Here is a 20,585-nt window from a genome sequence, read left to right as displayed (position 1 = left end):
TTTCGCGCGAAGCACGGGCAAGGCAGCATCGGGCGTGACATGACACGTAGCACCACCCTCGCTCCCGCCACCCTGGCCGAGACCATTCGCCTGCGGCTGGCGGACGACATCACCGCCGGCCGTCTGGCCCCCGGCAGCGTCATCGATGAAAGCGCCCTGGCAGAACGCTTCGGTGCCTCCCGCACCCCGGCGCGGGAGGCGCTGCGGGAACTGGCGGCCGCCGGGCTGGTGGTGATCGAGCCGCGCCGGGGCGCCCGCGTCGCTTCCGTGACCCAGGAGCAGCTGGCCGAGATGTTCGAGCTGATGGCTGAGACCGAGGCCATGTGTGCCCGCTTGGCCACCTTCCGGATGACGGCGACGGAGCGCTTCGGGCTGCAGACCCTCCATGCCGACTTCCATCCGGACGAGGCAGCGCTGGATACCTATGACGAATACAACCGCGCCTTTCACAACCTGCTTTATCGCGGCACCCATAACAGCGTGCTGGCGGATCATGCTCTGGCCCTGCGGCTGCGCCTGGCGCCTTATCGCCGTGCCCAGTTCCACGAGGACCGGCGCATCGAGCGCAGCTTCGCCGAGCACGGCGCGATCCTGGAGCAGGTCCTGCGCGGCGCGGGGGAGGAGGCAGCGCAGCTGATGCGGGTGCATATGCTCACCGCCAGTGCGGCCCTCGCTCAGTATATGCGCCGGGCCCATTCCTGACGGGCTGTGCATGCGGCGGCCAGGAATTAGCCGACACGCGCATAATTGCATTGGCCCTTTCCCCAGGCTGCCCAATACTGCCTGGCCAGCACAACCGCCTTAGCGGGGGAAAGCACATGCCGATCGACATCACCCTGGGTGCCCGCACCTGGATCGAGCGTCTGTGGTCCAGCATCGCCGACCGTGGCCGCCCTTATGCCGATGTTCCGGGCATCGCGCGGCCACCTCTTGTCCGGGCCGAGCTGCTGGCGCGCTCCCTGCTGTCGGAGCGAGGCGAGGCGTCTGGCGCGGCGGTGGCGCGGGAGTTGCTCTCGGTGTTGCATGACCTCAACGCCGAGGACCGCGCTGCCTTCCGCCAGTTCCTGGCGAGCGAATTCGTGCCCGACGAGGCGACGCTGCGCGCCGCCGCGCAGGCTTATCTGGACGATCCTTCCGCCGCGAACGCCACAGCCCTGTTCGAGAAGGCGGAGCCGCCACGCCAAGAAGTGCTGCGCCGGATGAACATGGCGCCCGGCGGCACCGCCACGCTGGTCGAGATGCGGCGCGAGCTGCTGCAGGTGCTGAAGAAGCAGCCCGAGCTGAAGCCGCTGGATACCGACCTGCACCACCTCTTCTCCTCCTGGTTCAACCGCGGCTTCCTGGAGCTGCGGCGGATCGACTGGGACACGCCGGCGGCGATCCTGGAGAAGCTGATCGACTACGAGGCGGTGCATGAGATCCTGGGCTGGGACGACCTGCGCCGCCGCCTGGCGCCGGACCGCCGCTGCTTCGCCTTCTTCCACCGCGCCCTGCCGGGCGAGCCGCTGATCTTCGTGGAAGTGGCGCTGGTGAAGGGGCTCGCCGGCGCCATCCAGCCGCTGCTCTCGCCGGTGGATGGCGCGGCGCCGGGCTTCGATACCGCGATCTTCTATTCCATCTCCAACTGCCAGGACGGGCTGCGTGGCATTTCCTTCGGCAACTTCCTGATCAAGCAGGTGGTCGAGGAACTGAAGTCTGAGCTGCCGCAGGTGAAGTTCTTCTCCACCCTCTCGCCCGTGCCCGGCTTCCGCCGCTGGCTGAAGCGGCGGCTGGAGCGCAGCGCCGATGTGCTGCGGCCGGAGGAAGAGGCCGCCATCCTGGCCCTGCACCCTGTCGAGGAGGGCGCGGAGAAGCCCACGGGCGCCGCCGTGCTGGATGCCATGGCCTCCGGCGAATGGTGGCTGGACCCGGCGAAGGAGGCCGCGCTGCGCCCGCCGCTGCTGCGCCTGGTGGCCGAATACCTGACGCGGCCCAACACCGGCATGGGCAATATTGACCCGGTGGCGCGCTTCCACCTGGGCAATGGCGCGCGGCTGGAGCGGATCAACTGGCTGGGCAATACCGCGCCGCGCGGCATGACCGAATCCTACGGCATCATGGTCAACTACCTCTACGACCCCGACAGCATCGAGGCGAACCACGAGGCCTTCACCCGCTCCGGTGCCGTGGCGCGCTCGGCGGCGGTGGATGCCATGCTGTCGCTGCCGGCCCTGGTACCGCCCAAGGGACGTTCGGGTTATCTTCCGCGCCTGCTGGGCGGCTCCTCCGAGAACGGAGAGAAGCCCGCCGCCTGAACCACCGCCGGCCCCGGGCCGGATGACGAAGGGCTCTGGCCGCGAGGCCAGCCGCCGAAGACCACAAGCAACAAGGAACGTCCGCCGTGTCTCCTGCCATCGCCTCAATCCTGGGGCTGGTCATCATGTTCATCGTCGGCACCGCATTGCCGATCAACATGGGGGCCCTGGCCTTCGCGTTGGCCTTCCTGATCGGCACGTTCTTCGTGAACATGAGTGCCAATGCCATCCTGGCGGGCTTTCCCGGCGACCTTTTCGTCACGCTGGTTGGCATCACCTATCTCTTCGCCATCGCGCAGAAGAACGGCACCATCGACCTGTTGGTGCATTGGGCGGTGCGGATGGTCGGCGGCCGCGTGGTCGCCATTCCCTGGGTGATGTTCGGCGTGGCGGCGGTGCTGACGGCGGTGGGCGCGGTCAGCCCGGCGGCGGTGGCGATCATCGCGCCCATCGCGCTGCGCTTCGCCCGCCACTACCGCATCGACCCGCTGATGATGGGCCTGCTGGTGGTGCATGGCGCCCAGGGCGGCGGCTTCTCCCCCATCTCCATCTATGGCGGCATCACCAACCAGATCGTGGACCGCGCCGGCCTGCCGGGCGACGAGACCGCGCTGTTCCTGGCCAGCCTGCTGTTCAACCTCGTCGTGGCCATCGGCGTCTTCTTTGCCTTCGGCGGCGCCAAGCTGATCGGCCGGCGCGACACCGGCCCGCATGAGGAATTCGAGGAAGGCGGCCGTGCCTCGCTGCCCGTCACCGGCCATGGCGGCACCCCCGCCGCGCCGAACAACGAGCACCACATCCCCAAGGGTGCGACGCGCGACCAGCTTCTGACCCTCGCGGGCCTGATCATCCTCGGCGTCGGCTCGCTGGCCTTCGGGCTGAATGTGGGCATGGTGGCCATCACCATCGCCGTCATCCTGGCGCTGCTCTCGCCCAATGCGCAGAAGGGCGCCATCGACAAGGTGAGCTGGTCTACCGTGCTGCTGATCGCGGGCGTCATCACCTATGTCGGCGTGCTGCAGAAGTCGGGCGCCATCGACAGCGTCTCGAATGGCGTGGCCGGGCTGGGCTCGCCGCTGCTGGCGGCGCTGCTGCTCTGCTATATCGGCGGCGTGGTCTCGGCCTTCGCCTCCTCCACCGGCGTGCTGGGTGCCATCATCCCGCTGGCCGTGCCCTTCCTGGCGGGCGGCGAGATCGGCGCGGTGGGCATGATCGCCTCGCTGGCCATCTCGGCCACCATCGTGGATGTCAGCCCCTTCTCGACCAATGGCGCGCTGGTGCTGGCCAATGCGCCGGAAGGCGAGCGCGACAAGCTGTTCCGCCGCTTCCTGATCTATAGCGGGCTGGTGGTCGTCGCCGGGCCCGCGCTCGCCTGGGCCGTGCTGATCGTGCCCGGCTGGCTGTGATATCCGACACCGCAGACTGAGAGAGTGAAAAACATGACCGAACCGACCGGCCCGCTGAAGGGCCTCCGCGTGGTGGACCTGACGCGGGTGCTGGCGGGTCCCACCTGCACTCAGATGTTGGGCGACCTGGGCGCCGAGGTGATCAAGATCGAGCGGCCCGAGGCCGGCGACGATACGCGCGGCTTCGCGCCGCCCTTCATGCCGAACACGCGGGAGAGCGCCTATTTCGTCGGCGTCAACCGCAACAAGAAGTCCATCACGCTGGACATCGCCAAGCCCGAGGCGCAGGCGATCGTGCACAAGCTGCTGGAGAACGCCGATATCCTGGTGGAGAACTTCAAGGTCGGCGCCCTGGCCAAGTACGGCCTGGGCTACGACCAGCTGAAGGAGAAGTACCCGGGGCTGATCTATTGCTCCATCACCGGCTTCGGCCAGACCGGCCCCTATGCGCCCCGCCCGGGCTATGACGCGCTGATCCAGGCCATGGGCGGCGTCATGTCGCTCACCGGCGAGATCGAGGGCGAGCCGCAGAAGGTTGGCATCCCGGTCGCCGATCTCTTCGCCGGCCTCTACGGCACCATCGGCATCCTGGCGGCACTGCGCCACAAGCAGGAGACGGGGCAGGGGCAGCAGATCGACATCGGCATGCTGGACACGCATGTGGCCTGGCTCGCCAACCAGGGCATGAACTACCTGGCCACCGGTCAGAACCCGCCGCGCCTGGGCAACCAGCACCCCAATATCGTGCCCTATCAGGTCTTCCCGACGGCCGATGGCTACATGGTGCTCTCCATCGGCAACGACCCGACCTTCGAGCGCTTCTGCAAGAACTTCGGCCTTGAGCGCCTGCTGGCCGATGAGCGCTACGCCACCAACGCGGCCCGCGTGCAGAACCGCGCCCTGGTGACCGAGACGCTCACCGCCGTCACCAAGACCATGCCGACCGACGAGTGGATCTCGAAGCTGGAGGCGCTGAAGATCGGCTGCGGCCCGATCAACACGCTGGACCGCGTCTTCGCCGACCCGCATGTGCAGGCGCGCGAGATGCTGGTGAAGATGGACCATGCCTCGGGCCAGGAGGTCACGGTCATCGCCAACCCGGTGAAGCTCTCGGCCACGCCGCCCGACTACCGTTCCGCCGCCCCGGTGCTGGGGCAGCATACGGAGGAGGTGCTGGCCTCCCTCGGCATGAGCGCGGCGGAGATCGAGAAGCTCAAGGCGGACAAGATTGTCTGAACCCCGCATCGGCGCGCTGCGCGTCCTGCTGCCCTTCGGCCCGGTGGAACTCCGCTGGGCCGAATGGGGGCCGGCGGATGGCGCGCCGGTGGTCTGCGTCCATGGCCTGACGCGGACCGGGCGGGATTTCGACATCCTGGCCCGCGAACTGGCCGAGGACGGCCGCCGCGTGATCTGCCCGGATATTCCGGGGCGCGGCCTCTCTTCCTGGCTGCCGGACGGCAATCTCTATGCCGTGCCGACCTATCTGGCGGTGCTGCGGCCACTGTTGCAGGAACTCGGCAGCTACGACTGGGTCGGCACTTCCATGGGTGGGCTGATCGGGTTGGGCGTGGCGTCGGTGCCGGGCAATGGCCTGCGCCGGATGGTGCTGAACGACGTCGGCGCCGCCATTCCGGCCGCGGCGCTGGCGGGCATCGGCGCCTATCTCGGTAGCGAGCCGGAATTCGCGGATGTCTCGGCGGTGGAGGCGCATCTGCGCGCCATCCATGCCGGCTTCGGCGCGCTCTCCCCAGCCGAGTGGCGGCACCTGGCCGAGACCTCGGCCCGCGCGACGCCCAACGGCAGGCTGGTGTTGCATTACGACCCCGCCATCGCCACGCCGATGCGCGGCGCACCGCTTGCCGACGTGGCGCTCTGGCCGCTTTGGGACAGGCTGAACCTGCCGGTGCTGCTGCTGCGTGGCGCCGAAAGCCTGTTGCTGACGGCCGAGACGGCGGAGCGGATGGCGGCGAGGCCGGGCGTCACGCTGCTGACGGTGCCGGGCTGCGGGCATGCGCCGGCGCTGATGGACCCGGCGCAGACGGGCGCGATCCGCGGCTTCCTGCGCGGCTGAGTCCAGGGCAACCTTGGGCCTGGGCGGGACGTTGGGCTCCGCGACAGCCGCGCGACGGTATGGGCGCGGCGCGATAAGGAGCCCCCCCGGATGCAAACCTTCACCCGCCGCGCGAGTCTGCTGCTGCCCTTCGGGCTGGCGGCACTCTCGGCTTGCGCCAGCAATCCGGCCCCGAGCCTCACTGCTGACCCCACCGGCCGTGCCGACCCTGAGATGCGGGCGTTGCTGGAGGCCTGGGCTTCCCTGAAGCCGCGTCCCATCGAGACGCTTACCCCCGCCGAGGCCCGCCGCCAGCCGACCCTGGCCGATGCCGTGAAGGTGCGGCAGCGCCAGCTTGGCCTGAGGACCGATCCGCGCCCCATCCCCCAGGTGCGCAACCTCGAGATCCCCGGCGCCGATGGCTCGGCCAGCCCCTTGCAGGCCCGCGTTTATGTCCCGCAGCCGGAGCCCGCGCGTGGCCAGCCGCTGCCGCGCCTGCCGATGATCGTCTATTACCATGGCGGCGGCTTCGTCATCGCCGACCTTGATACCTACGATGCCTCGGCCCGCGCGCTGGCGGCGGATACCGGTGCCATCGTGCTGGCGGTGCATTACCGGCAGGGGCCGGAGTTCCGCTTCCCCACCGCGCATAACGACGCCTATGCCGCCTACCTCTGGGCCGTGCAGAACGCGGCGCAACTGGGTGGCGACCTGACCCGCATCGCGGTGGTGGGCGAGAGTGCCGGCGGCAACCTGGCCATCAATGTCGCCATGATGGCGCGGGAAGCGCGGGCGCCCCTGCCAGTGGCCATGGGCCTGATCTACCCGCTGGTCGGCACCGACATGACCACGCCGTCCTATACCCAGAACGTCCGGGCCAACCCGCTGAACGCGGCCATGCTGCAGTGGTTCGCCAACAACTACAGCGCCGGCAGCGCCGCCGAGAAGACGGACCCGCGCCTGAACGTGGTCGGCAATGCCGAGCTGCGCGGCCTGCCCAAGGCGGTGATCGTCACCGCCGAGATCGACCCGCTGCGCAGCGAGGGGCAGATGCTGGCGCAGAAGCTGCAACAGGCCGGCGTGCAGGTGGCCTATCGCGACTATGAGGGCGTGACGCACGAGTTCTTCGGCGCCGACCCGGCCGTGCTGAGCAAGGCGGGCGATGCGCAGCGTTTTGTGGCTGGCGAGTTGCGGGCGGCCTTCGTGGCCCCTGCCGCCGCCACGGTGGCACCGCGCCAGCCGCAAGGCCGCCGCATGCCCCGGAGCTGACGGCGCAGGGGGCGCGGCCCGGCCGCGCCCCCGCCGCTACTTCTTGAGGACCCGCGCGGCTTCCACCGCGAAATAGGTCAGCACGCCATCGGCCCCGGCGCGCCGGAAGGCCATCAGGCTCTCCATCATCGCCCGCTCACCGTCCAGCCAGCCGTTGCGCACGGCGGCCATGATCATGGCGTATTCGCCGCTGACCTGATAGGCGAAGGTCGGCACCCGGAACTCGGCCTTCACCCGCTGCACGATGTCCAGATAGGGCATGCCGGGCTTGACCATCACCATATCCGCGCCCTCGGCCAGGTCCATGGCGACCTCGCGCAGGGCCTCGTCCGAATTGGCGGGGTCCATCTGGTAGGTCTTCTTGTCGCCCTTCAGCGCGCCGCCGGAGCCCACCGCGTCCCGGAAAGGGCCGTAGAAGGCGGAGGCATACTTGGCGGCATAGGACATGATGCGGGTATGGATCAGCCCAGCCCCGTCCAGCCTGGCGCGAATGGCGGCGACGCGACCGTCCATCATGTCGGAGGGCGCGATGACATCGATGCCGGCCTGGGCCTGCACCAGTGCCTGGGTGGCCAGCACCTCCAGCGATTCGTCATTGGCCACATAGCCGTCGCGGATGACGCCGTCGTGGCCATGGTCGGTATAGGGGTCGAGCGCCACGTCGCCGATCAGGCCAAGGTCCGGGAATTCCTGCTTCAGCAGCCGGGCGGCGCGGCACATCAGGTTGTCCGGGTTCTTGGCCTCGGTGCCCTCGGCGTCCTTCTTCTCCGGCGGCGTCATGGGGAAGAGGGCGATGGCCGGCACGCCCAGCTCCACCGCGGGGGCCACGTGCTTCGCCAGGGCCTCCAGCGTCACGCGCTGCACGCCGGGCATGGAGGCCACATCGGAGACCTGGGCGCCATTCCCCTCCATGACGAAGATCGGCCAGATCAGGTCATCGACCGACAGGCGATTCTCGGCCACCAGCCGCCGGGTCCAGCCATCGTGGCGGTTGCGGCGCGGGCGCAGGTTGGGGAAGGCGCCAAAGGGCTGGATCATCTCCGAATGTCTCCGCAGCGGGTGTTCCATTGAGTGCCACGGCATGGCAGGCGGGGAAACCCTTCACCGCGCCATGCCAGACCCGCGCTTCGGCCTTGCACGCGAGGGCTGGTGGGCCATGTTTCACAGAGACGCAAGCCGTGGTAACGGAGGCGCCATGAATCCGGCCGAAACTCCCATCGCCATTGGCGCCGACCATGCCGGCGTCGCCCTGAAGGACAACCTGCGCGCGGCGCTGGAGGCGGCGGGCCATCCCGTGCGCGACTTCGGCACCCATGGCGATGGCAGCGTCGATTACCCCGACTTCGCCCATCAGGTGGCGCAGGCCGTGACGAAGGGGGAGGCCGCCTTCGGCGTGCTGGTCTGCGGCACCGGCATCGGCATGTCCATCGCCGCCAACCGGCATCCCGATGTCCGCGCCGTGGTGGTCCACGGCACCACCGAGGCGCGCCTGACCCGCGCCCATAACAATGCCAATGTCGCCTGCTTCGGCGCCCGCACCACAGGGCCGGAAGTGGTGCTCGACAGCCTCGCCGCCTTCCTGACCACGCCTTACGAGGGCGGGCGCCATGCGCGCCGCGTGGCCAAGATCAACCCTTCCCCCGCTGGCCAGGAGGCCTGAGCCGATGAACGACCTCTCCCCCCTGGCCGGTGCCAGCCGCTTCTTCTCCGCCCCGCTGTCCGAGGCCGATCCGCAGGTCCTGGAGGCGATCGGCCAGGAGCTGGTGCGGCAGCAGGACGGCATCGAGCTGATCGCCAGCGAGAACATCGTCTCCCGCGCCGTGCTGGAGGCCCAGGGCTCCGTCCTGACCAACAAGTATGCCGAGGGCTATCCCGGCCGACGCTACTACGGCGGCTGCGAATATGTGGATGTGGTCGAGACGCTGGCCATCGAGCGCGCCAAGCAGCTCTTCGGCGTGAATTTCGTGAACGTGCAGCCGCATAGCGGCGCCCAGGCCAACCAAGCCGTCTTCTTCGCCCTGATGCAGCCGGGCGACACCTTCATGGGCCTGGACCTGGCCGCCGGCGGCCATCTGACCCATGGCTCCGCCGCCAACCAGTCCGGCAAGTGGTTCAAGGTCGCGCCCTATACGGTGCGGCAGGAAGACCAGATGATCGACATGGAGGAAGTCGCCCGCATCGCGCGCGAATCCCGCCCCAAGGTCATCGTGGCCGGCGGTTCCGCCTATTCCCGCGCCTGGGACTTCGCCCGCTTCCGCCAGATCGCCGACGAGGTCGGTGCCTATTTCATGGTGGACATGGCGCATTTCGCCGGCCTCGTCGCCGGTGGCGCGCATGAGAGCCCGGTGCCGCACGCCCATATCGTCACCACCACCACGCACAAGACCCTGCGGGGCCCGCGCGGCGGCATGATCATGACGAATGACGAGGCGCTGGCGAAGAAGATCAACAGCGCCGTCTTCCCCGGCCTGCAGGGCGGGCCGCTGATGCATGTCATCGCCGGCAAGGCCGTGGCCTTTGCCGAGGCGCTGCGCCCCGAGTTCCGCGCCTATGCGCAGCAGGTGGTGGCCAATGCCAAGGCCCTGGCCGAGGAGCTGAAGGCCCAGGGCGCCGGCATCGTCACCGGCGGCACCGACAACCACCTGATGCTGGTGGACCTGCGGCCGATGAACCTGACCGGCAAGGCCGCCGAGGCCGCGCTGGGCCGCGCGCACCTGACCTGCAACAAGAACGCCGTTCCCTTCGACCCGGCCAAGCCCGCGGTGACCTCCGGCATCCGCCTGGGTTCCCCCGCCGGCACGACGCGCGGGCTGGGCGAGGCGGAGTTCCGCGAGATCGGCCAGCTCATCGGCCAGGTGCTGAAGGGCCTGAGCCAGGCCAATGCGCCGGAGGGCAACGAGGCGGTGGAGAAGGCAGTGGGGCAGAAGGTCCTCGACCTCTGCGCCCGTTTCCCGATCTACAAGGCCTGAGCCGGTAGGGGCGGGGGCGGGGCCATGCGCTGTCCTTTCTGTGGCAGCGAGGATACGCAGGTAAAGGACAGCCGCCCGGCCGATGACGGGGCGGCTATCCGCCGTCGCAGGTCCTGCCCCTCCTGCGGCGCCCGCTTCACCACCTTCGAGCGCGTGACGCTGCGCGAGCTGACGGTGGTGAAGTCGGACAACCGCCGCGTGCCTTTCGACCGGGACAAGCTGGCCCGTTCCATCCGCGTGGCCCTGCGCAAGCGGCCGGTGGATGAGGACCGGGTGGACCGCATCGTCAACGGCATCCAGCGCCGCCTGGAAGCCGAGGGCGAGAGTGAGATCACCAGCCGCGCCATTGGCGAAATGGTGATGGAGACGTTGAAGGAACTGGACCCGGTAGCCTATGTCCGCTTCGCCTCCGTCTACCGGAATTTTCGTGAGGCCAAGGACTTCCAGGCTTTCCTGGGTGCCTTGGGCAAATCCGCCGACCTCGATAACGGTTGAAGAACACACGTGGTGAATTTCGCATCCCCGGCGGCGCCTCTGCCGCGCGCCGCCGGCCGCATCGCGGCCCTCCGACCAAGCCAGGGCTTTGCCCTGCGTGAGGCGCTGCTGACCGACCGGCCAGCCCTCGCGACCCTGGCGGCCCATGCCTATGGCCGCGCCCTGGCGCCGCTGCTGCCGCCGGAACTGCGCGCGCGGGCGGATGCCTCGCGCTTCAACTGCTTCTTCGCCACCAATCCCGGCCCGCTGCTGCTGGCCGAGATCGATGGGGTGCCGGTTGGCTGCGCCCTGGCCTCCCTACCCAGCGAGATGGACCCGCCCGCCCGGCTGCTCGGCCTCTGGGTGGCGCCGGCCATGACGGGGCAGGGCATCGGCTCCGCTCTGCTGGCGGAGATGGAGACGCATCTCGCCGGCCTCGGCGTGGAGTGGCTGCGGGTGCGGGTGCCCAGCGGGCAGTTGCGCGCCCTGGGGCTGTTCCGCCGTCGTGGCTATGCGCTGATGGACGCGGGCATGCGGCCTGAGCCGGTGCTGGATGCCATGCTGCGCCACAGCGTGCTGGCCAAGCCGCTGGCCATCCTGTCCACCTCCGTCGCCGCCTGACATGGCGGCCGGGGCACAGCAGCACGCGCAGGATGAGGCGCATATGCGCGCCGCCCTGTCGCTGGCGGCGCGTGGCCTCGGCAATACCTGGCCCAACCCGGCGGTGGGCTGCGTGGTGGTGCGGGACGGGCAGGTGGTCGGGCGTGGCTGGACCGCCCCCGGTGGCCGCCCGCATGCTGAGACCGAGGCGCTGCGCCGGGCTGGTGAGGCCGCGCGCGGCGCCACCGCCTATGTGACGCTGGAGCCCTGCTGCCACTGGGGCCGCACGCCGCCTTGCACCGATGCATTGATTGCCGCCGGTGTCGCCCGCGTCGTGGTGGCGCTGCGCGATCCCGACCCGCGCGTGGATGGCCGCGGCCTGCGCCTGCTGCGGGAAGCCGGCATCGAGGTGCAGCATGGCGTGCTGGAAGCCGAGGCCGCCGCCCTCACGGCCGGCTTCATCCGCCGTGTTTCCGTCGGGCTGCCGCTGGTGACGCTGAAGCTGGCCACCACGCTGGATGGCCGCATCGCCACCCGCAATGGGGAGAGCCGCTGGATCACCGGCCCCGCCGCGCGCCGGGCCGTGCATGCCATGCGCGCCCGGCACGATGCCGTGCTGGTCGGCAGCGGCACCCTGCTGGCCGATGACCCAGACCTGACCTGCCGCCTGCCTGGCGCCGCGCCCATGCCCACCGTGCGCGTGGTGGCCGATGCCCGGCTGCGCACCCCGGCTTCGGCCCGGCTCTTCAGCAACACGGCCCCGGCCTGGATCGTCACCAGCCCCGGCCACCCGGAAGCCGCGCTGGATGCCCTGCGCGCCCGTGGTGCCGAGCTGGTGGAGGTGCCGGCGGCGGAGAATGGCACGGGCCTCGATCTCGGCGCGCTGCTGCGGGCCCTGGCGGTGCGCGGCATCACGCGGGTTTTCGCAGAAGGCGGCGCGGTTCTGGCCGCAGGATTGCTGCGCGCGGGGCTGGTGGATCGCCTCGCCTGGTTCCATGCTCCTGCCACGATGGGGGCGGATGGACGGCCCGCCGTGGATGCGCTTCCGCTGGACATGCTCTCCGCCATGCCCAGATTCCGCCGGGTCTCCGCCGCCGTGCTGGGCCCCGATCTGCTCAGCGAGTTCGAGGCTGCCTGAAGAATGTTTACCGGCATCATCACCGCCATCGGCGTTGTCGCCGCCATCGACCCTATCGGGGAAGGGCGGGACATGCGCCTGGCTATCGATACGCCCCAGGGCTGGCTGGAGGGTGCCGAGATCGGCGCCTCCATCGCCTGTTCCGGCTGCTGCCTGACGGTGGTGACGCTGGAGGATGACCGCTTCACGGTGGAGGTCTCGGCCGAGAGCCTGTCGAAGACCACGCTGGGCAGCTGGAAGGTCGGCACGCGCATCAACCTGGAACGCGCGCTGAAGATGGGCGACGAGATGGGCGGCCATGTCGTCTCCGGCCATGTGGACGGGATGGCGGAAGTGCTGTCCGAGACGCCGGAGAATGGCTCCACGCGCTGGATGTTCCAGTTGCCAGACGGGCTGGCGCGCTATGTCGCGCCCAAGGGTTCCATCACGGTCGATGGCGTCTCCCTCACGGTGAATGAGGTGGATGGCGCCAGCTTCGGGGTGAATGTCATTCCCCATACAACGGCCGTGACCACGCTGGGCGAGCTGGCGCCCGGTCGGCGGGTGAATATCGAGATCGACATGCTGGCGCGCTACGTCGCCCGACTGCGGGAGTTCAATTCATGAGCATCGTCACCAAAGAGAGCTCCCTGCACGAGTTCCTCAGCCCAACCGAGGAACTGCTGGAGGAAGCCCGCCGCGGCCGCATGTTCATCCTGGTCGATGACGAGGACCGGGAGAACGAGGGCGACCTCGTCATCCCCGCGCAGTTCGCGACGCCGGACGCCATCAACTTCATGGCCCGCTTCGCCCGTGGCCTGATCTGCCTGGCCATGACGCGCAGCCGGGTGGAGCAGCTCGGCCTGCCGCTGATGGCCCAGGCCAATGGCACCCGGCACCAGACCGCCTTCACCGTCTCGATCGAGGCGCGGGAAGGGGTGACCACCGGCATTTCCGCCGCCGACCGTGCCCGCACCATCGCGGTCGCCATCAACCCGGAGACCAAGCGGGAGGATATCGTCACCCCCGGCCATGTCTTCCCCCTGGTGGCGCGGGAGGGCGGCACGCTGGTCCGCGCCGGCCATACCGAGGCGGCGGTGGATTTCGCCCGCATGGCCGGGCTGAACCCCGCCGGCGTGATCTGCGAGATCATGAACGAGGACGGCACCATGGCCCGGCTGCCGGACCTGGTGTCCTTCGCGCAGCACCATGGCCTGAAGCTCGGCACCATCGCCGACCTGATCGCGCATCGCCGCCGCACCGAGCGACTGGTGAAGCGGGTGGAGGAAGGCCGCATGCCCGACTCCCACGGGCAGGGCGAGTGGCGGCTGATCGTCTATGCCAACACCCTGGAATACGGGGAGCATGTGGCGCTGGTGAAGGGTGACCTTTCCCGCCCCGGGCCGGTGCTGGTGCGCATGCATGCCGTAAACGTGCTGCACGACATCGTGGGCATGAAGGGCCCGCACGACCTGCAGCGCTCCATGGCCGAGATCTCGGCGGCCGGGCGCGGGGCGGTGGTCATCATCCGCGACATCAAGCCCACCTCGATCTCGGAGCGCGTCCGCGCCGGGCGCGACCGCACCGCGCCGCCGGAGCTGCGGGATTACGGCATCGGCGCGCAGATCCTGGCCGACCTGGGCGTGAAGGAGATGATCCTGCTCTCCAATCATCCCAAGGCCATCGTTGGCCTGGAAGGCTATGGCCTGGCCGTGGTGGAGACCCGCCCCATTGACGGCGGGGGCGAGACGGAGGAAGGCGCGGCATGAGCACCGTCGACGCGCCCGAGCGCAGCACCCCCTCCATCCCCGGCCCCGCGCCGCGCATCCTGCTGATCCAGGCGCCCTATTATGAGGGCGTGGTCTCCGGCATGCGCCGGGGTGCCGAGAAGCTGCTGCACGAGGCCGGCTGCCAGGTCGAGGTGGTGGACGTGGCCGGCGCCTATGAGCTGCCGGCAGCGCTGCGCATGGCGCTGAAGGTGGCGCCGGGCTGGGACGGCTTCCTGCTGCATGGCTGCGTGGTGAAGGGCGAGACCGACCACTACCAGTTCATCTGCGAGGCCGTGTGCCAGGGCGTGATGGATATCAGCAGCGAGACCGGTGTGCCGCTGGGCTTTGGCCTGCTGACGGTGGAGAGCCTGGACCAGGCCGAGGCCCGCAGCGCGGATGACCGCCATAACAAGGGTGGTGAGGCCGCTTATGCGCTGTTGACCCAGATCGCGCTGGCGCGCAGATGGGGCATCAAATGAACACCCCCACCCAGAAGAAGTCCCGCCCGGCTCCCCCGCCGGGCCGGCCGCGCACCGGCGCGCGCGTCGCCGCCATCCAGGCACTGTTCCAGAGCGACCAGAGCGGCGAGAGCGCCGAGACGGTGATCGACCAGTTCGTCCGCCACCGCCTCGGCCCCGATGGCGGCGGCTTCGAGGATGGCCGCGTGCCCACGGTGGACGTGCCGCTCTTCACGCATGTGGTGCGTGGCGTGGCGCGGCAGGCGGATACGCTGGATGGCATCATTGCCGAGCATCTGGCCCGCGAATGGACCGTGGCGCGGCTGGACCCGGTGCTGCGCGCCCTGCTGCGCGCGGCGGCCTTCGAGTTCTCCTCGGGGTCCGAGCCGCCGGCGCGCGTCGTGATCAACGAGTACATGGACATCGCCCACGGCTTCTTCGGGGGCGAGGAGCCACGCTTCGCCAATGGCGTGCTGGACGCCCTGGCGCGCCACCTGCGCGGCGCCGAGTTCCAGCGCTAGATCCCGGCCTCCTTCTGGAGGCGGGAGAAGGCGGCGCCGGCATCGCGCAGCAGCTTGCCCGTATCGTGGCCGATCAGGCGCCCCCCGCGCTTGTGGATGCGGCCCTCGATCATCACCAGTGAGACATTGGCCGGCTGCGCCGCCCGTACCAGGGTGATGTCCGGCCGTGAGGCGGGCGCGGTGTTCACCGCGTCCATCCGCACCATGATCAGGTCCGCCCGCTTGCCCGGCGTCAGGGAGCCGATCTGCTCCTCCATGCCGATGCTGCGGGCGCCGCCGATCGTGGCCCATTCCAGCACCTGCCGCTCCGTCAGGGTGCCTTGTTCGCCCGCCACGGCGGCGGCGAGGTCGGCAGTCAGCTTCATCATGGCGAAGGCATCGGCATTGCCGGCCAGCGCCAGGTTATCCACCCCCAGCCCGACCGGCAGCCCCTGCTTCTGGATACGCGCGACCGGCGGCAGCCCGAAGCCCACCTGCATCTCCGTCCAGGGGCAGAGGCCGACGGGGGAGCCACCATCGGCCACCCGGCGCAGGTCGTCATCGCTGGCCTGGGTGAGGTGGATGAGCTGCACATCGGGCCCCAGGAAGCTGCCATCCGCCATGGCCTTGATGGCGCCGCTATTCGCCACCGCCTTGCTATAGGCGACATGGGTGGAGATCGGCAGATCCAGGTCCCGCGCCGCCGCCCATTCCCGGCGCCAGATCTCCGCCAGGCTCCGGTCCGGGCCGCGCGCGGCGACACCGAGCGAGACCAGCCCATCGCCCTTGTTCTCCTTGGCCAGGGCTTCCAGCCCGGGCAGGTCCATCAGCTTGTCCTTGGGCAGGTCGCTGGGGTGGCCATGGTAGAAGCGACCGCGGATGCCGCTCTCGCGCATCGCCTGCCACTCGGCGCGGGCGGCCTCGGGGCTGCCGATGTTGTGGGCGTAGTTGCAGACGGTGGTGATGCCGGCATGCACCGCCTCGGCCATGGAGAGCCGCACGCCCAGAACATTGTCCTGCGGCTGGAACTTCTGCGCCAATGCCGCCATGGCCTTGTCGAAGCCGCCCTTGGAGCCCAGCCCACGCGCCAGCGTGGCCCAGAGGTGCCAGTGCGTGTCGACGAAGCCCGGCATCACCACGGCGCCGCGGGCCTCGATCCGCTCCGCACCCGGTGCTTGGATATCGGCACCGACCGCGACGATGGCGCCATCCCGCACATGCACGGCGCCATTGGCGATCTCGCCCAGCTTGTCATCCATGGTCAGCAGATGCGCACCGGTGATGAGGTACTCGCCCGGCCGCGCCCCCTGCGCAGGCTGCGCCGCCGGCTCCTCCGGCTCGGCATCCTGGGCGCGGGCGGTGGTGACGGCCAGGGCGGCGGTGGCGGATGCAGCGCCCAGCAGCGCGCGGCGGCCAAGCAAACGAGGATCTTGCGTCATGGCAGGCTAACGCCCTGCGGCATCACGGGATGGTCTGCCGCCACGCCGCCGCCATCAAGGCCGCGCGAGGGGATGGGCTGCCTTTCGCCGACTTTCATGCGAAGAGGCGGGGCATGACCTTGCCGCCTGAATTCGCCCTGATCGCGCGCCACTTCCGCCCGCTGGCCGGCCCCGGCGCGCTGGAGCTTTCGGACGATGCCGCCGTGATGGCGCCGCCACCGGGGCGTGAACTGGTGCTGGCGGCGGATGCCATGGTGGCCGGCGTGCATTTCCTGCCGGACGACCCGCCGGAGACCATCGGTCGCAAGCTGCTGCGCACCAATCTCTCCGACCTTGCCTCCATGGGGGCGGCGCCGCTGGCCTATTTGCTCACCGCCAGCCTGCCACGCGACATGGCATCGGGCTGGCTGGGCGGCTTCAGCGCCGGGCTGGCGCAGGACCAGACGGAATTCGGCATCTTCCTGCTGGGGGGCGACACCACTTCCACGCCGGGGCCCATGTCGCTCTCGCTCACCATCCTGGGCCATGTGGCGCCGGGGCAGGCGCTGCGGCGGGTGGGGGCAATGCCGGGGCAGGATATTTGGGTTTCCGGCACCATCGGCGACGGTACGCTGGGCCTGGCCGTGCTGCTGGGAGAACTGCCGGGGGTGGCCAGCGGCCATCTCGCCGGCCGCTATCGGCTGCCGCGCCCCCGGGTGGCGCTGGGGCAGGCTCTGGTGGGCCTCGCCACGGCGGCCATGGATGTTTCGGATGGGCTGGTGCAGGACCTCGGCCATCTTTGCCGTGCCTCCGGCTGCGGAGCGGAAATCGAGGCCGCCGGCCTTCCGCTCTCGGACGAGGCGGCAGCCCTGCTGGCGACGCGCCCGGAACTGCTGCCGCGCATCCTGACGGGCGGCGACGATTACGAACTGCTCTTCGCCGCCCCGCCCGAGGCAGCGGGCGAGATCACCGCCCGTGCCACCGGATCCGGCGTCGCCGCCACCCGCATCGGGCGCTTCCTGCCCGGCGAGGCCCTTGTCACGGTGCGGGACGCGCGGGGAGGGGAGATCTCCCTCGGCCGTGGTGGATGGAGCCACTTCTAAGGGGCGCCAGAGGCCCCGGCGCTCGCCCGGCTGCGGCCGCGCCCTAGGACGCGCGGCCGCCCTCATCCTTGGGCTGGGCCTGCCCCAGCTTTTCCAGCCGCCGTTTGACAGCCTTATCATGTTCGCTCAGCGGCGCGGGTTCCTGCACCGCCACGCCTTCCGGCACCGCATCTCCCGGGTCGCGGTTGCGGCCCGGGTCCAGATCATCCTGCATACGCGATCCTTTCCGTTGCGGCTATTCAGCCGATGTTGCGGGCGCCGGAGGAAAGGCGACCGCCCGACCCGGGCGCCTGCCCGCTGGTACCATGCTCGCGCTCGCCCTTGGCCCCACGCGCCTTGCCGCGGCTGCCATGGGGCGCATCGTCATGTGGCTGGCCGAAGCGGGCGCCCTCGTCCGGGTCCATGGAAATGCGCTCCCGCACCTCCTCCTCGGTCAGGCAGGCCTGCTTCACCTGCGATGCCGGCATCGAGAGCCGGACCACGCCGCCTTCCAACCCAACCACCGTGCTCAGCGGCAGATAGCGATGGATGCCGCCGGCCTCGGGGTCGCTCCGGCTCAGCTTGATGTAGTCGCCCGTCAGGTGGTCCACGGTGCCGAAGTGCTTGCCGTCGCTGCCCACCACCGGCATGTGGTCCTGGATCTGACCTTTCTCGATATGTGCCGCGTTGGCCATGCGATGAACTCCCGATCTGTTTCGGCTTGGGCGGCCTAGAGGTCTTCCTTGCGGCGGACCATCTCCCGCAGCAGCGTCTGCGCGAGGTCATGCGGATCGGCCTCGTCGATGCGGGCGGATTCCTCGCTGCCATAGTCATCGGCGATGACCTTCACGAGCCCGCCCTCGACCCGGTAGCTGCCGGTATAGACAGTGTCGCCGATATGGATGGTCACCTGGTTCGGCTGTTCCATGGCGTTCCTCCGCGCTGCCGGGGATGCCGGCTACTTGTTGGTGCGGCCGCGGTGGTCGGGGTCGGCGGCGCCCTGGGGCGTGGTGTCATTCATGACATCGCCCTCGTCGGTATTCTCGGCGCGCAGGGCCATGGGGTCCGTGCCCCGGCCGAAGACGCCCTTGGAGGAGCCGATGCCGGGGTCGCGCTCCAGGTCGCCGGGCGGCCGGGGAGTATCGCTCATCAGGCCACGATCGGCATCGCGGTGGCCGGAATCGCCCTTGGCGTGCTTCGAGCTTGTCATTGCGTCCTTCCCTCAGGCTTGCCCCGACATAACCGCCGGGGCGCCCGGCCGGTTCCAGCCGGGGGGTGAAGAAGCCAAGGAAATCAAGCACAAGCGCGGCCACCGCCTGGGCAGGACAGTGACCTGAGTGACTGGAGTCACAAAAACGAAAGGCCGCCCGGAGGCGGCCTTTTTCAGCGGCCCGGGCCGGTGCCGGGTCCCTGGTCCTGCCCGGTCAGGCCACCGGCGCCGACGCGGCCGATATTGCCGAACAGCGCCTGCAGCCAGGTCCGCTCGGTGCCGGGCACGGGTGTGGTGCGTTCCACCACCGGCACGTCCCGCATGTCCTTCGGGCCAAGCTCGCGGATGTTGCGCAGCACGCCCTGGTCGTCGAACTGCATGGCCACCACGCGCTGCTGCTCCACGCTGGGGTTCTGCGCCGGGCGGATGCGGGTGACGGAGCTGATGTAATACCACTCCTGATCATCGAAGGTGCCGGTGGCGCTGGGGGAACCCAGCAGCGCCCGCACGTCGGACTTGGTCTGCACGCCGGGGCTGAGCTGGCTGATCAGGTCAGGGTCCGCGCGGTTGCCGCGCTGCACCGGCGGCGCCTCGAAGACCGAGCAGCCGGCGAGCGCCAGGCCGAGGGCAAGCAGTCCGGCGCGCATCGGATGCCGGCGCGCCTGCGGGGCAGGGGAGGTGTGGCTGCTGGCCATGGTGGCGCCGATCCTCTGGTTGGTTTGGCCCCGCCACCCGGCCGTGCCGCACGCGGCGCGATTGACCCGGGGCGGGTTGCGGTCCATCTGCTCGGTCGATTGCCACTGCCCCGCATCGGGGTCAACCGGTGCCTGCTGTCCTGGCGCCGGACCAGAGGGAGCCGCGCCACATCATGGCCCTGTTCGGCCTGTTCCGCCGCAAGCCGCACGAGCGCCAGGGCTTCGAGCTCTACGCGACCGCCGTGCGTGCCGCGCGGCATCCTTTTTTCTTCTCGACCCTGGGCGTGCCGGACACGCTGGATGGGCGCTTCGACCTGGTGGGGCTGCAGGTGGCGCTGTTGATCCGCCGCCTGCACCGGGATGCCGACCCGCGCGGCGCCGCCCTGGCGCAGGCCGTCTTCGACGCCATGTTCGCGGACATGGACACGAATCTGCGCGAGATGGGCGTGGGCGACATGTCCATCGCCAAACGGGTGAAGAACATGTGGGAAGCCTTCCACGGCCGTGCCCTGGCCTACGAGGCGCCCCTGGCCGCCGGCGACCGCGGCGCGCTGGCCGAGGCCCTGGCGCGCAATGTCTGGCGTGGCACGGTGCCGGCCACCGACCCGGCGGCGGGGCAGCTGGCCGATTTCGCCTTCACCGCCGATGCCGCCCTGGCCGCCCAGCCGCTGGAAGCCCTGCTGGCCGGCAAGGCGCGCTTTCCGGAGCCCGTGGCATGACCGATATCGCCCCCGAATTCTCCCGCACCCTGCCCTGGGGCGCGGTGAGCCGAAAGGAAAAGCGGGAGGAACTGGAAGCCACCGAGGCCGAACGTGCCGCGCTGGCGGACCGCTTCGGCATCCTGGAGATCGGCAGCCTGCGGGCCAGCCTGCGCCTGCGGGTGGAGGCCGGTGGCGCCGTGCGTGTGCGCGGCCAATTAACCGCCGACGTCGTGCAGGCCTGCGTGGTGACACTGGAGCCGGTGCCACAGCATATCGAAGAGCCGGTGGACCTGCGCTTCCTGCCCGAGGGCGCCGAATCCGAGGAAGACCCGGACGGGCCGGACGAGATCCCCACGGAAGGCGAGGTGCTGGAACTGGGCGAGGCCATCGCCGAGCAGCTTTCCCTGGCGCTCGACCCTTACCCCCGTGCACCCGGCGCCAAGCTGGAGCTGGATCTGCTGGAGGAAGAGGAGGAGCCGGAGGAAGAACCGGCTCGGCCCAACCCATTCGCCAAGCTTTCCGCTTTGAAGGGCAAGAAGTAACACTTTGTGTTGCTTCTGAGCGGAAGCAGCT

The 20,585-nt window shown here is 69.8% G+C and carries 25 protein-coding genes; 18 read left to right on the top strand and 7 right to left on the bottom strand.

Annotated features, from left to right (window positions below):
- Nucleotides 1–39 precede the first annotated feature (39 nt).
- The 6 genes from IBL25_RS01065 to IBL25_RS01040 all read left to right on the top strand — a co-directional run bounded on the left by IBL25_RS01065 (nt 40) and on the right by IBL25_RS01040 (nt 7,019).
- Nucleotides 40–702: a GntR family transcriptional regulator gene (locus tag IBL25_RS01065; RefSeq protein WP_187776689.1), complete on the top strand. Its 663-nt coding sequence runs from the start codon at nt 40–42 to the stop codon at nt 700–702.
- A gap of 116 nt (nt 703–818) precedes the next feature.
- Nucleotides 819–2,294 (top strand): malonyl-CoA decarboxylase, encoded by a 1,476-nt coding sequence (locus IBL25_RS01060; RefSeq protein ID WP_187776688.1) that lies wholly within the window; start codon nt 819–821, stop codon nt 2,292–2,294.
- 86 nt (nt 2,295–2,380) lie between these two features.
- On the top strand, nt 2,381–3,700 hold the full coding sequence (locus IBL25_RS01055) for an SLC13 family permease (protein WP_187776687.1): 1,320 nt from the start codon (nt 2,381–2,383) through the stop codon (nt 3,698–3,700).
- Between the two features lie 33 nt (nt 3,701–3,733).
- Nucleotides 3,734–4,936 carry a CaiB/BaiF CoA transferase family protein gene (locus IBL25_RS01050; protein WP_187776686.1) on the top strand — a complete coding sequence of 401 codons (1,203 nt, stop codon included), beginning with the start codon at nt 3,734–3,736 and terminating at the stop codon, nt 4,934–4,936.
- Nucleotides 4,929–5,771 carry an alpha/beta fold hydrolase gene (locus tag IBL25_RS01045; protein ID WP_187776685.1) on the top strand — a complete coding sequence of 281 codons (843 nt, stop codon included), beginning with the start codon at nt 4,929–4,931 and terminating at the stop codon, nt 5,769–5,771. The genes IBL25_RS01050 and IBL25_RS01045 overlap by 8 nt, the downstream gene beginning before the upstream one ends.
- 90 nt (nt 5,772–5,861) lie before the next feature.
- Nucleotides 5,862–7,019 carry an alpha/beta hydrolase gene (locus IBL25_RS01040; RefSeq protein WP_187776684.1) on the top strand — a complete coding sequence of 386 codons (1,158 nt, stop codon included), beginning with the start codon at nt 5,862–5,864 and terminating at the stop codon, nt 7,017–7,019.
- Nucleotides 7,020–7,055: 36 nt separating this feature from the next.
- On the opposite strand, the gene hemB is transcribed toward IBL25_RS01040, so the two are convergent.
- Complete coding sequence (gene hemB / locus IBL25_RS01035; RefSeq protein WP_187776683.1) at nt 7,056–8,057, bottom strand: porphobilinogen synthase; 1,002 nt, start codon at nt 8,055–8,057, stop codon at nt 7,056–7,058.
- A 157-nt stretch (nt 8,058–8,214) separates the two neighbouring features.
- Between hemB and rpiB the strand changes: the two genes are divergently transcribed.
- From rpiB to nusB, 9 genes are read left to right on the top strand one after another with little or no spacing between them, the layout of a single operon-like run.
- Entirely contained in the window at nt 8,215–8,679 is a 465-nt protein-coding gene (rpiB, locus tag IBL25_RS01030; protein ID WP_187776682.1) for a ribose 5-phosphate isomerase B, read from the top strand.
- Nucleotides 8,680–8,683: 4 nt separating this feature from the next.
- A complete protein-coding gene (gene glyA / locus IBL25_RS01025; protein ID WP_187776681.1) occupies nt 8,684–9,988 on the top strand; it encodes a serine hydroxymethyltransferase in 1,305 nt (434 codons plus the stop codon).
- A gap of 24 nt (nt 9,989–10,012) precedes the next feature.
- Entirely contained in the window at nt 10,013–10,483 is a 471-nt protein-coding gene (gene nrdR, locus IBL25_RS01020) for a transcriptional regulator NrdR (protein WP_187776680.1), read from the top strand.
- A 12-nt stretch (nt 10,484–10,495) separates the two neighbouring features.
- Entirely contained in the window at nt 10,496–11,083 is a 588-nt protein-coding gene (locus tag IBL25_RS01015; RefSeq protein ID WP_187776679.1) for a GNAT family N-acetyltransferase, read from the top strand.
- Entirely contained in the window at nt 11,016–12,200 is a 1,185-nt protein-coding gene (ribD, locus tag IBL25_RS01010; RefSeq protein ID WP_456315843.1) for a bifunctional diaminohydroxyphosphoribosylaminopyrimidine deaminase/5-amino-6-(5-phosphoribosylamino)uracil reductase RibD, read from the top strand. The genes IBL25_RS01015 and ribD overlap by 68 nt, the downstream gene beginning before the upstream one ends.
- 3 nt (nt 12,201–12,203) lie before the next feature.
- Complete coding sequence (locus IBL25_RS01005; RefSeq protein WP_187776677.1) at nt 12,204–12,806, top strand: riboflavin synthase; 603 nt, start codon at nt 12,204–12,206, stop codon at nt 12,804–12,806.
- The gene (gene ribB / locus IBL25_RS01000) at nt 12,803–13,948 is read left to right on the top strand and encodes a 3,4-dihydroxy-2-butanone-4-phosphate synthase (protein ID WP_187776676.1); all 1,146 of its coding nucleotides are present in this window, start codon (nt 12,803–12,805) and stop codon (nt 13,946–13,948) included. The genes IBL25_RS01005 and ribB overlap by 4 nt, the downstream gene beginning before the upstream one ends.
- Nucleotides 13,945–14,427 (top strand): 6,7-dimethyl-8-ribityllumazine synthase, encoded by a 483-nt coding sequence (gene ribH, locus IBL25_RS00995; protein ID WP_187776675.1) that lies wholly within the window; start codon nt 13,945–13,947, stop codon nt 14,425–14,427. Before ribB ends, ribH begins: the two co-directional genes overlap by 4 nt.
- Complete coding sequence (gene nusB / locus IBL25_RS00990) at nt 14,424–14,927, top strand: transcription antitermination factor NusB (RefSeq protein ID WP_187776674.1); 504 nt, start codon at nt 14,424–14,426, stop codon at nt 14,925–14,927. Before ribH ends, nusB begins: the two co-directional genes overlap by 4 nt.
- Here the strand turns inward: nusB and IBL25_RS00985 are convergent.
- Nucleotides 14,924–16,345: an amidohydrolase family protein gene (locus IBL25_RS00985; protein WP_187776673.1), complete on the bottom strand. Its 1,422-nt coding sequence runs from the start codon at nt 16,343–16,345 to the stop codon at nt 14,924–14,926. The genes nusB and IBL25_RS00985 overlap by 4 nt on opposite strands.
- 113 nt (nt 16,346–16,458) lie before the next feature.
- Between IBL25_RS00985 and thiL the strand changes: the two genes are divergently transcribed.
- The gene (gene thiL, locus IBL25_RS00980) at nt 16,459–17,427 is read left to right on the top strand and encodes a thiamine-phosphate kinase (protein WP_187776672.1); all 969 of its coding nucleotides are present in this window, start codon (nt 16,459–16,461) and stop codon (nt 17,425–17,427) included.
- A 43-nt stretch (nt 17,428–17,470) separates the two neighbouring features.
- On the opposite strand, the gene IBL25_RS00975 is transcribed toward thiL, so the two are convergent.
- From IBL25_RS00975 to IBL25_RS00955, 5 genes are all read right to left on the bottom strand, one after another.
- On the bottom strand, nt 17,471–17,641 hold the full coding sequence (locus IBL25_RS00975; protein WP_187776671.1) for a hypothetical protein: 171 nt from the start codon (nt 17,639–17,641) through the stop codon (nt 17,471–17,473).
- Nucleotides 17,642–17,666: 25 nt separating this feature from the next.
- Complete coding sequence (locus tag IBL25_RS00970; protein ID WP_187776670.1) at nt 17,667–18,101, bottom strand: DUF2171 domain-containing protein; 435 nt, start codon at nt 18,099–18,101, stop codon at nt 17,667–17,669.
- 35 nt (nt 18,102–18,136) lie between these two features.
- Nucleotides 18,137–18,334, bottom strand: a complete 198-nt coding sequence (locus IBL25_RS00965; RefSeq protein ID WP_187776669.1) for a hypothetical protein — start codon at nt 18,332–18,334, stop codon at nt 18,137–18,139.
- 30 nt (nt 18,335–18,364) lie between these two features.
- Nucleotides 18,365–18,616 (bottom strand): hypothetical protein, encoded by a 252-nt coding sequence (locus IBL25_RS00960; protein ID WP_202986627.1) that lies wholly within the window; start codon nt 18,614–18,616, stop codon nt 18,365–18,367.
- Nucleotides 18,617–18,789: 173 nt separating this feature from the next.
- A complete protein-coding gene (locus IBL25_RS00955) occupies nt 18,790–19,311 on the bottom strand; it encodes an outer membrane protein assembly factor BamE (RefSeq protein WP_187776668.1) in 522 nt (173 codons plus the stop codon).
- 173 nt (nt 19,312–19,484) lie between these two features.
- Between IBL25_RS00955 and IBL25_RS00950 the strand changes: the two genes are divergently transcribed.
- Nucleotides 19,485–20,030 (top strand): ubiquinol-cytochrome C chaperone family protein, encoded by a 546-nt coding sequence (locus IBL25_RS00950; RefSeq protein WP_187776667.1) that lies wholly within the window; start codon nt 19,485–19,487, stop codon nt 20,028–20,030.
- Nucleotides 20,027–20,554 carry a YceD family protein gene (locus IBL25_RS00945; RefSeq protein ID WP_187776666.1) on the top strand — a complete coding sequence of 176 codons (528 nt, stop codon included), beginning with the start codon at nt 20,027–20,029 and terminating at the stop codon, nt 20,552–20,554. Before IBL25_RS00950 ends, IBL25_RS00945 begins: the two co-directional genes overlap by 4 nt.
- The last annotated feature ends 31 nt before the right edge of the window (nt 20,555–20,585 follow it).

Source organism: Pseudoroseomonas ludipueritiae, from assembly GCF_014490445.1.
Taxonomy (GTDB): domain Bacteria; phylum Pseudomonadota; class Alphaproteobacteria; order Acetobacterales; family Acetobacteraceae; genus Pseudoroseomonas; species Pseudoroseomonas ludipueritiae.
This window is presented reverse-complemented; position numbering and strand designations above follow the sequence as displayed.

Coding starts and splice junctions, on each gene's coding strand:
- glyA (WP_187776681.1), top strand. CDS start 8,684: ATGAACGACCTCTCCCCCCTGGCCGGTGCCAGCCGCTTCTTCTCCGCC.
- IBL25_RS01050 (WP_187776686.1), top strand. CDS start 3,734: ATGACCGAACCGACCGGCCCGCTGAAGGGCCTCCGCGTGGTGGACCTG.
- ribH (WP_187776675.1), top strand. CDS start 13,945: ATGAGCACCGTCGACGCGCCCGAGCGCAGCACCCCCTCCATCCCCGGC.
- nusB (WP_187776674.1), top strand. CDS start 14,424: ATGAACACCCCCACCCAGAAGAAGTCCCGCCCGGCTCCCCCGCCGGGC.
- IBL25_RS00960 (WP_202986627.1), bottom strand. CDS start 18,616: ATGACAAGCTCGAAGCACGCCAAGGGCGATTCCGGCCACCGCGATGCC.
- ribD (WP_456315843.1), top strand. CDS start 11,016: ATGCCATGCTGCGCCACAGCGTGCTGGCCAAGCCGCTGGCCATCCTGT.
- IBL25_RS00985 (WP_187776673.1), bottom strand. CDS start 16,345: ATGACGCAAGATCCTCGTTTGCTTGGCCGCCGCGCGCTGCTGGGCGCT.
- IBL25_RS00965 (WP_187776669.1), bottom strand. CDS start 18,334: ATGGAACAGCCGAACCAGGTGACCATCCATATCGGCGACACTGTCTAT.
- IBL25_RS01060 (WP_187776688.1), top strand. CDS start 819: ATGCCGATCGACATCACCCTGGGTGCCCGCACCTGGATCGAGCGTCTG.
- IBL25_RS01005 (WP_187776677.1), top strand. CDS start 12,204: ATGTTTACCGGCATCATCACCGCCATCGGCGTTGTCGCCGCCATCGAC.
- IBL25_RS01065 (WP_187776689.1), top strand. CDS start 40: ATGACACGTAGCACCACCCTCGCTCCCGCCACCCTGGCCGAGACCATT.
- IBL25_RS00950 (WP_187776667.1), top strand. CDS start 19,485: ATGGCCCTGTTCGGCCTGTTCCGCCGCAAGCCGCACGAGCGCCAGGGC.
- nrdR (WP_187776680.1), top strand. CDS start 10,013: ATGCGCTGTCCTTTCTGTGGCAGCGAGGATACGCAGGTAAAGGACAGC.
- IBL25_RS01040 (WP_187776684.1), top strand. CDS start 5,862: ATGCAAACCTTCACCCGCCGCGCGAGTCTGCTGCTGCCCTTCGGGCTG.
- IBL25_RS00955 (WP_187776668.1), bottom strand. CDS start 19,311: ATGGCCAGCAGCCACACCTCCCCTGCCCCGCAGGCGCGCCGGCATCCG.
- IBL25_RS00970 (WP_187776670.1), bottom strand. CDS start 18,101: ATGGCCAACGCGGCACATATCGAGAAAGGTCAGATCCAGGACCACATG.
- ribB (WP_187776676.1), top strand. CDS start 12,803: ATGAGCATCGTCACCAAAGAGAGCTCCCTGCACGAGTTCCTCAGCCCA.
- IBL25_RS00945 (WP_187776666.1), top strand. CDS start 20,027: ATGACCGATATCGCCCCCGAATTCTCCCGCACCCTGCCCTGGGGCGCG.
- thiL (WP_187776672.1), top strand. CDS start 16,459: ATGACCTTGCCGCCTGAATTCGCCCTGATCGCGCGCCACTTCCGCCCG.
- rpiB (WP_187776682.1), top strand. CDS start 8,215: ATGAATCCGGCCGAAACTCCCATCGCCATTGGCGCCGACCATGCCGGC.
- IBL25_RS00975 (WP_187776671.1), bottom strand. CDS start 17,641: ATGCAGGATGATCTGGACCCGGGCCGCAACCGCGACCCGGGAGATGCG.
- hemB (WP_187776683.1), bottom strand. CDS start 8,057: ATGATCCAGCCCTTTGGCGCCTTCCCCAACCTGCGCCCGCGCCGCAAC.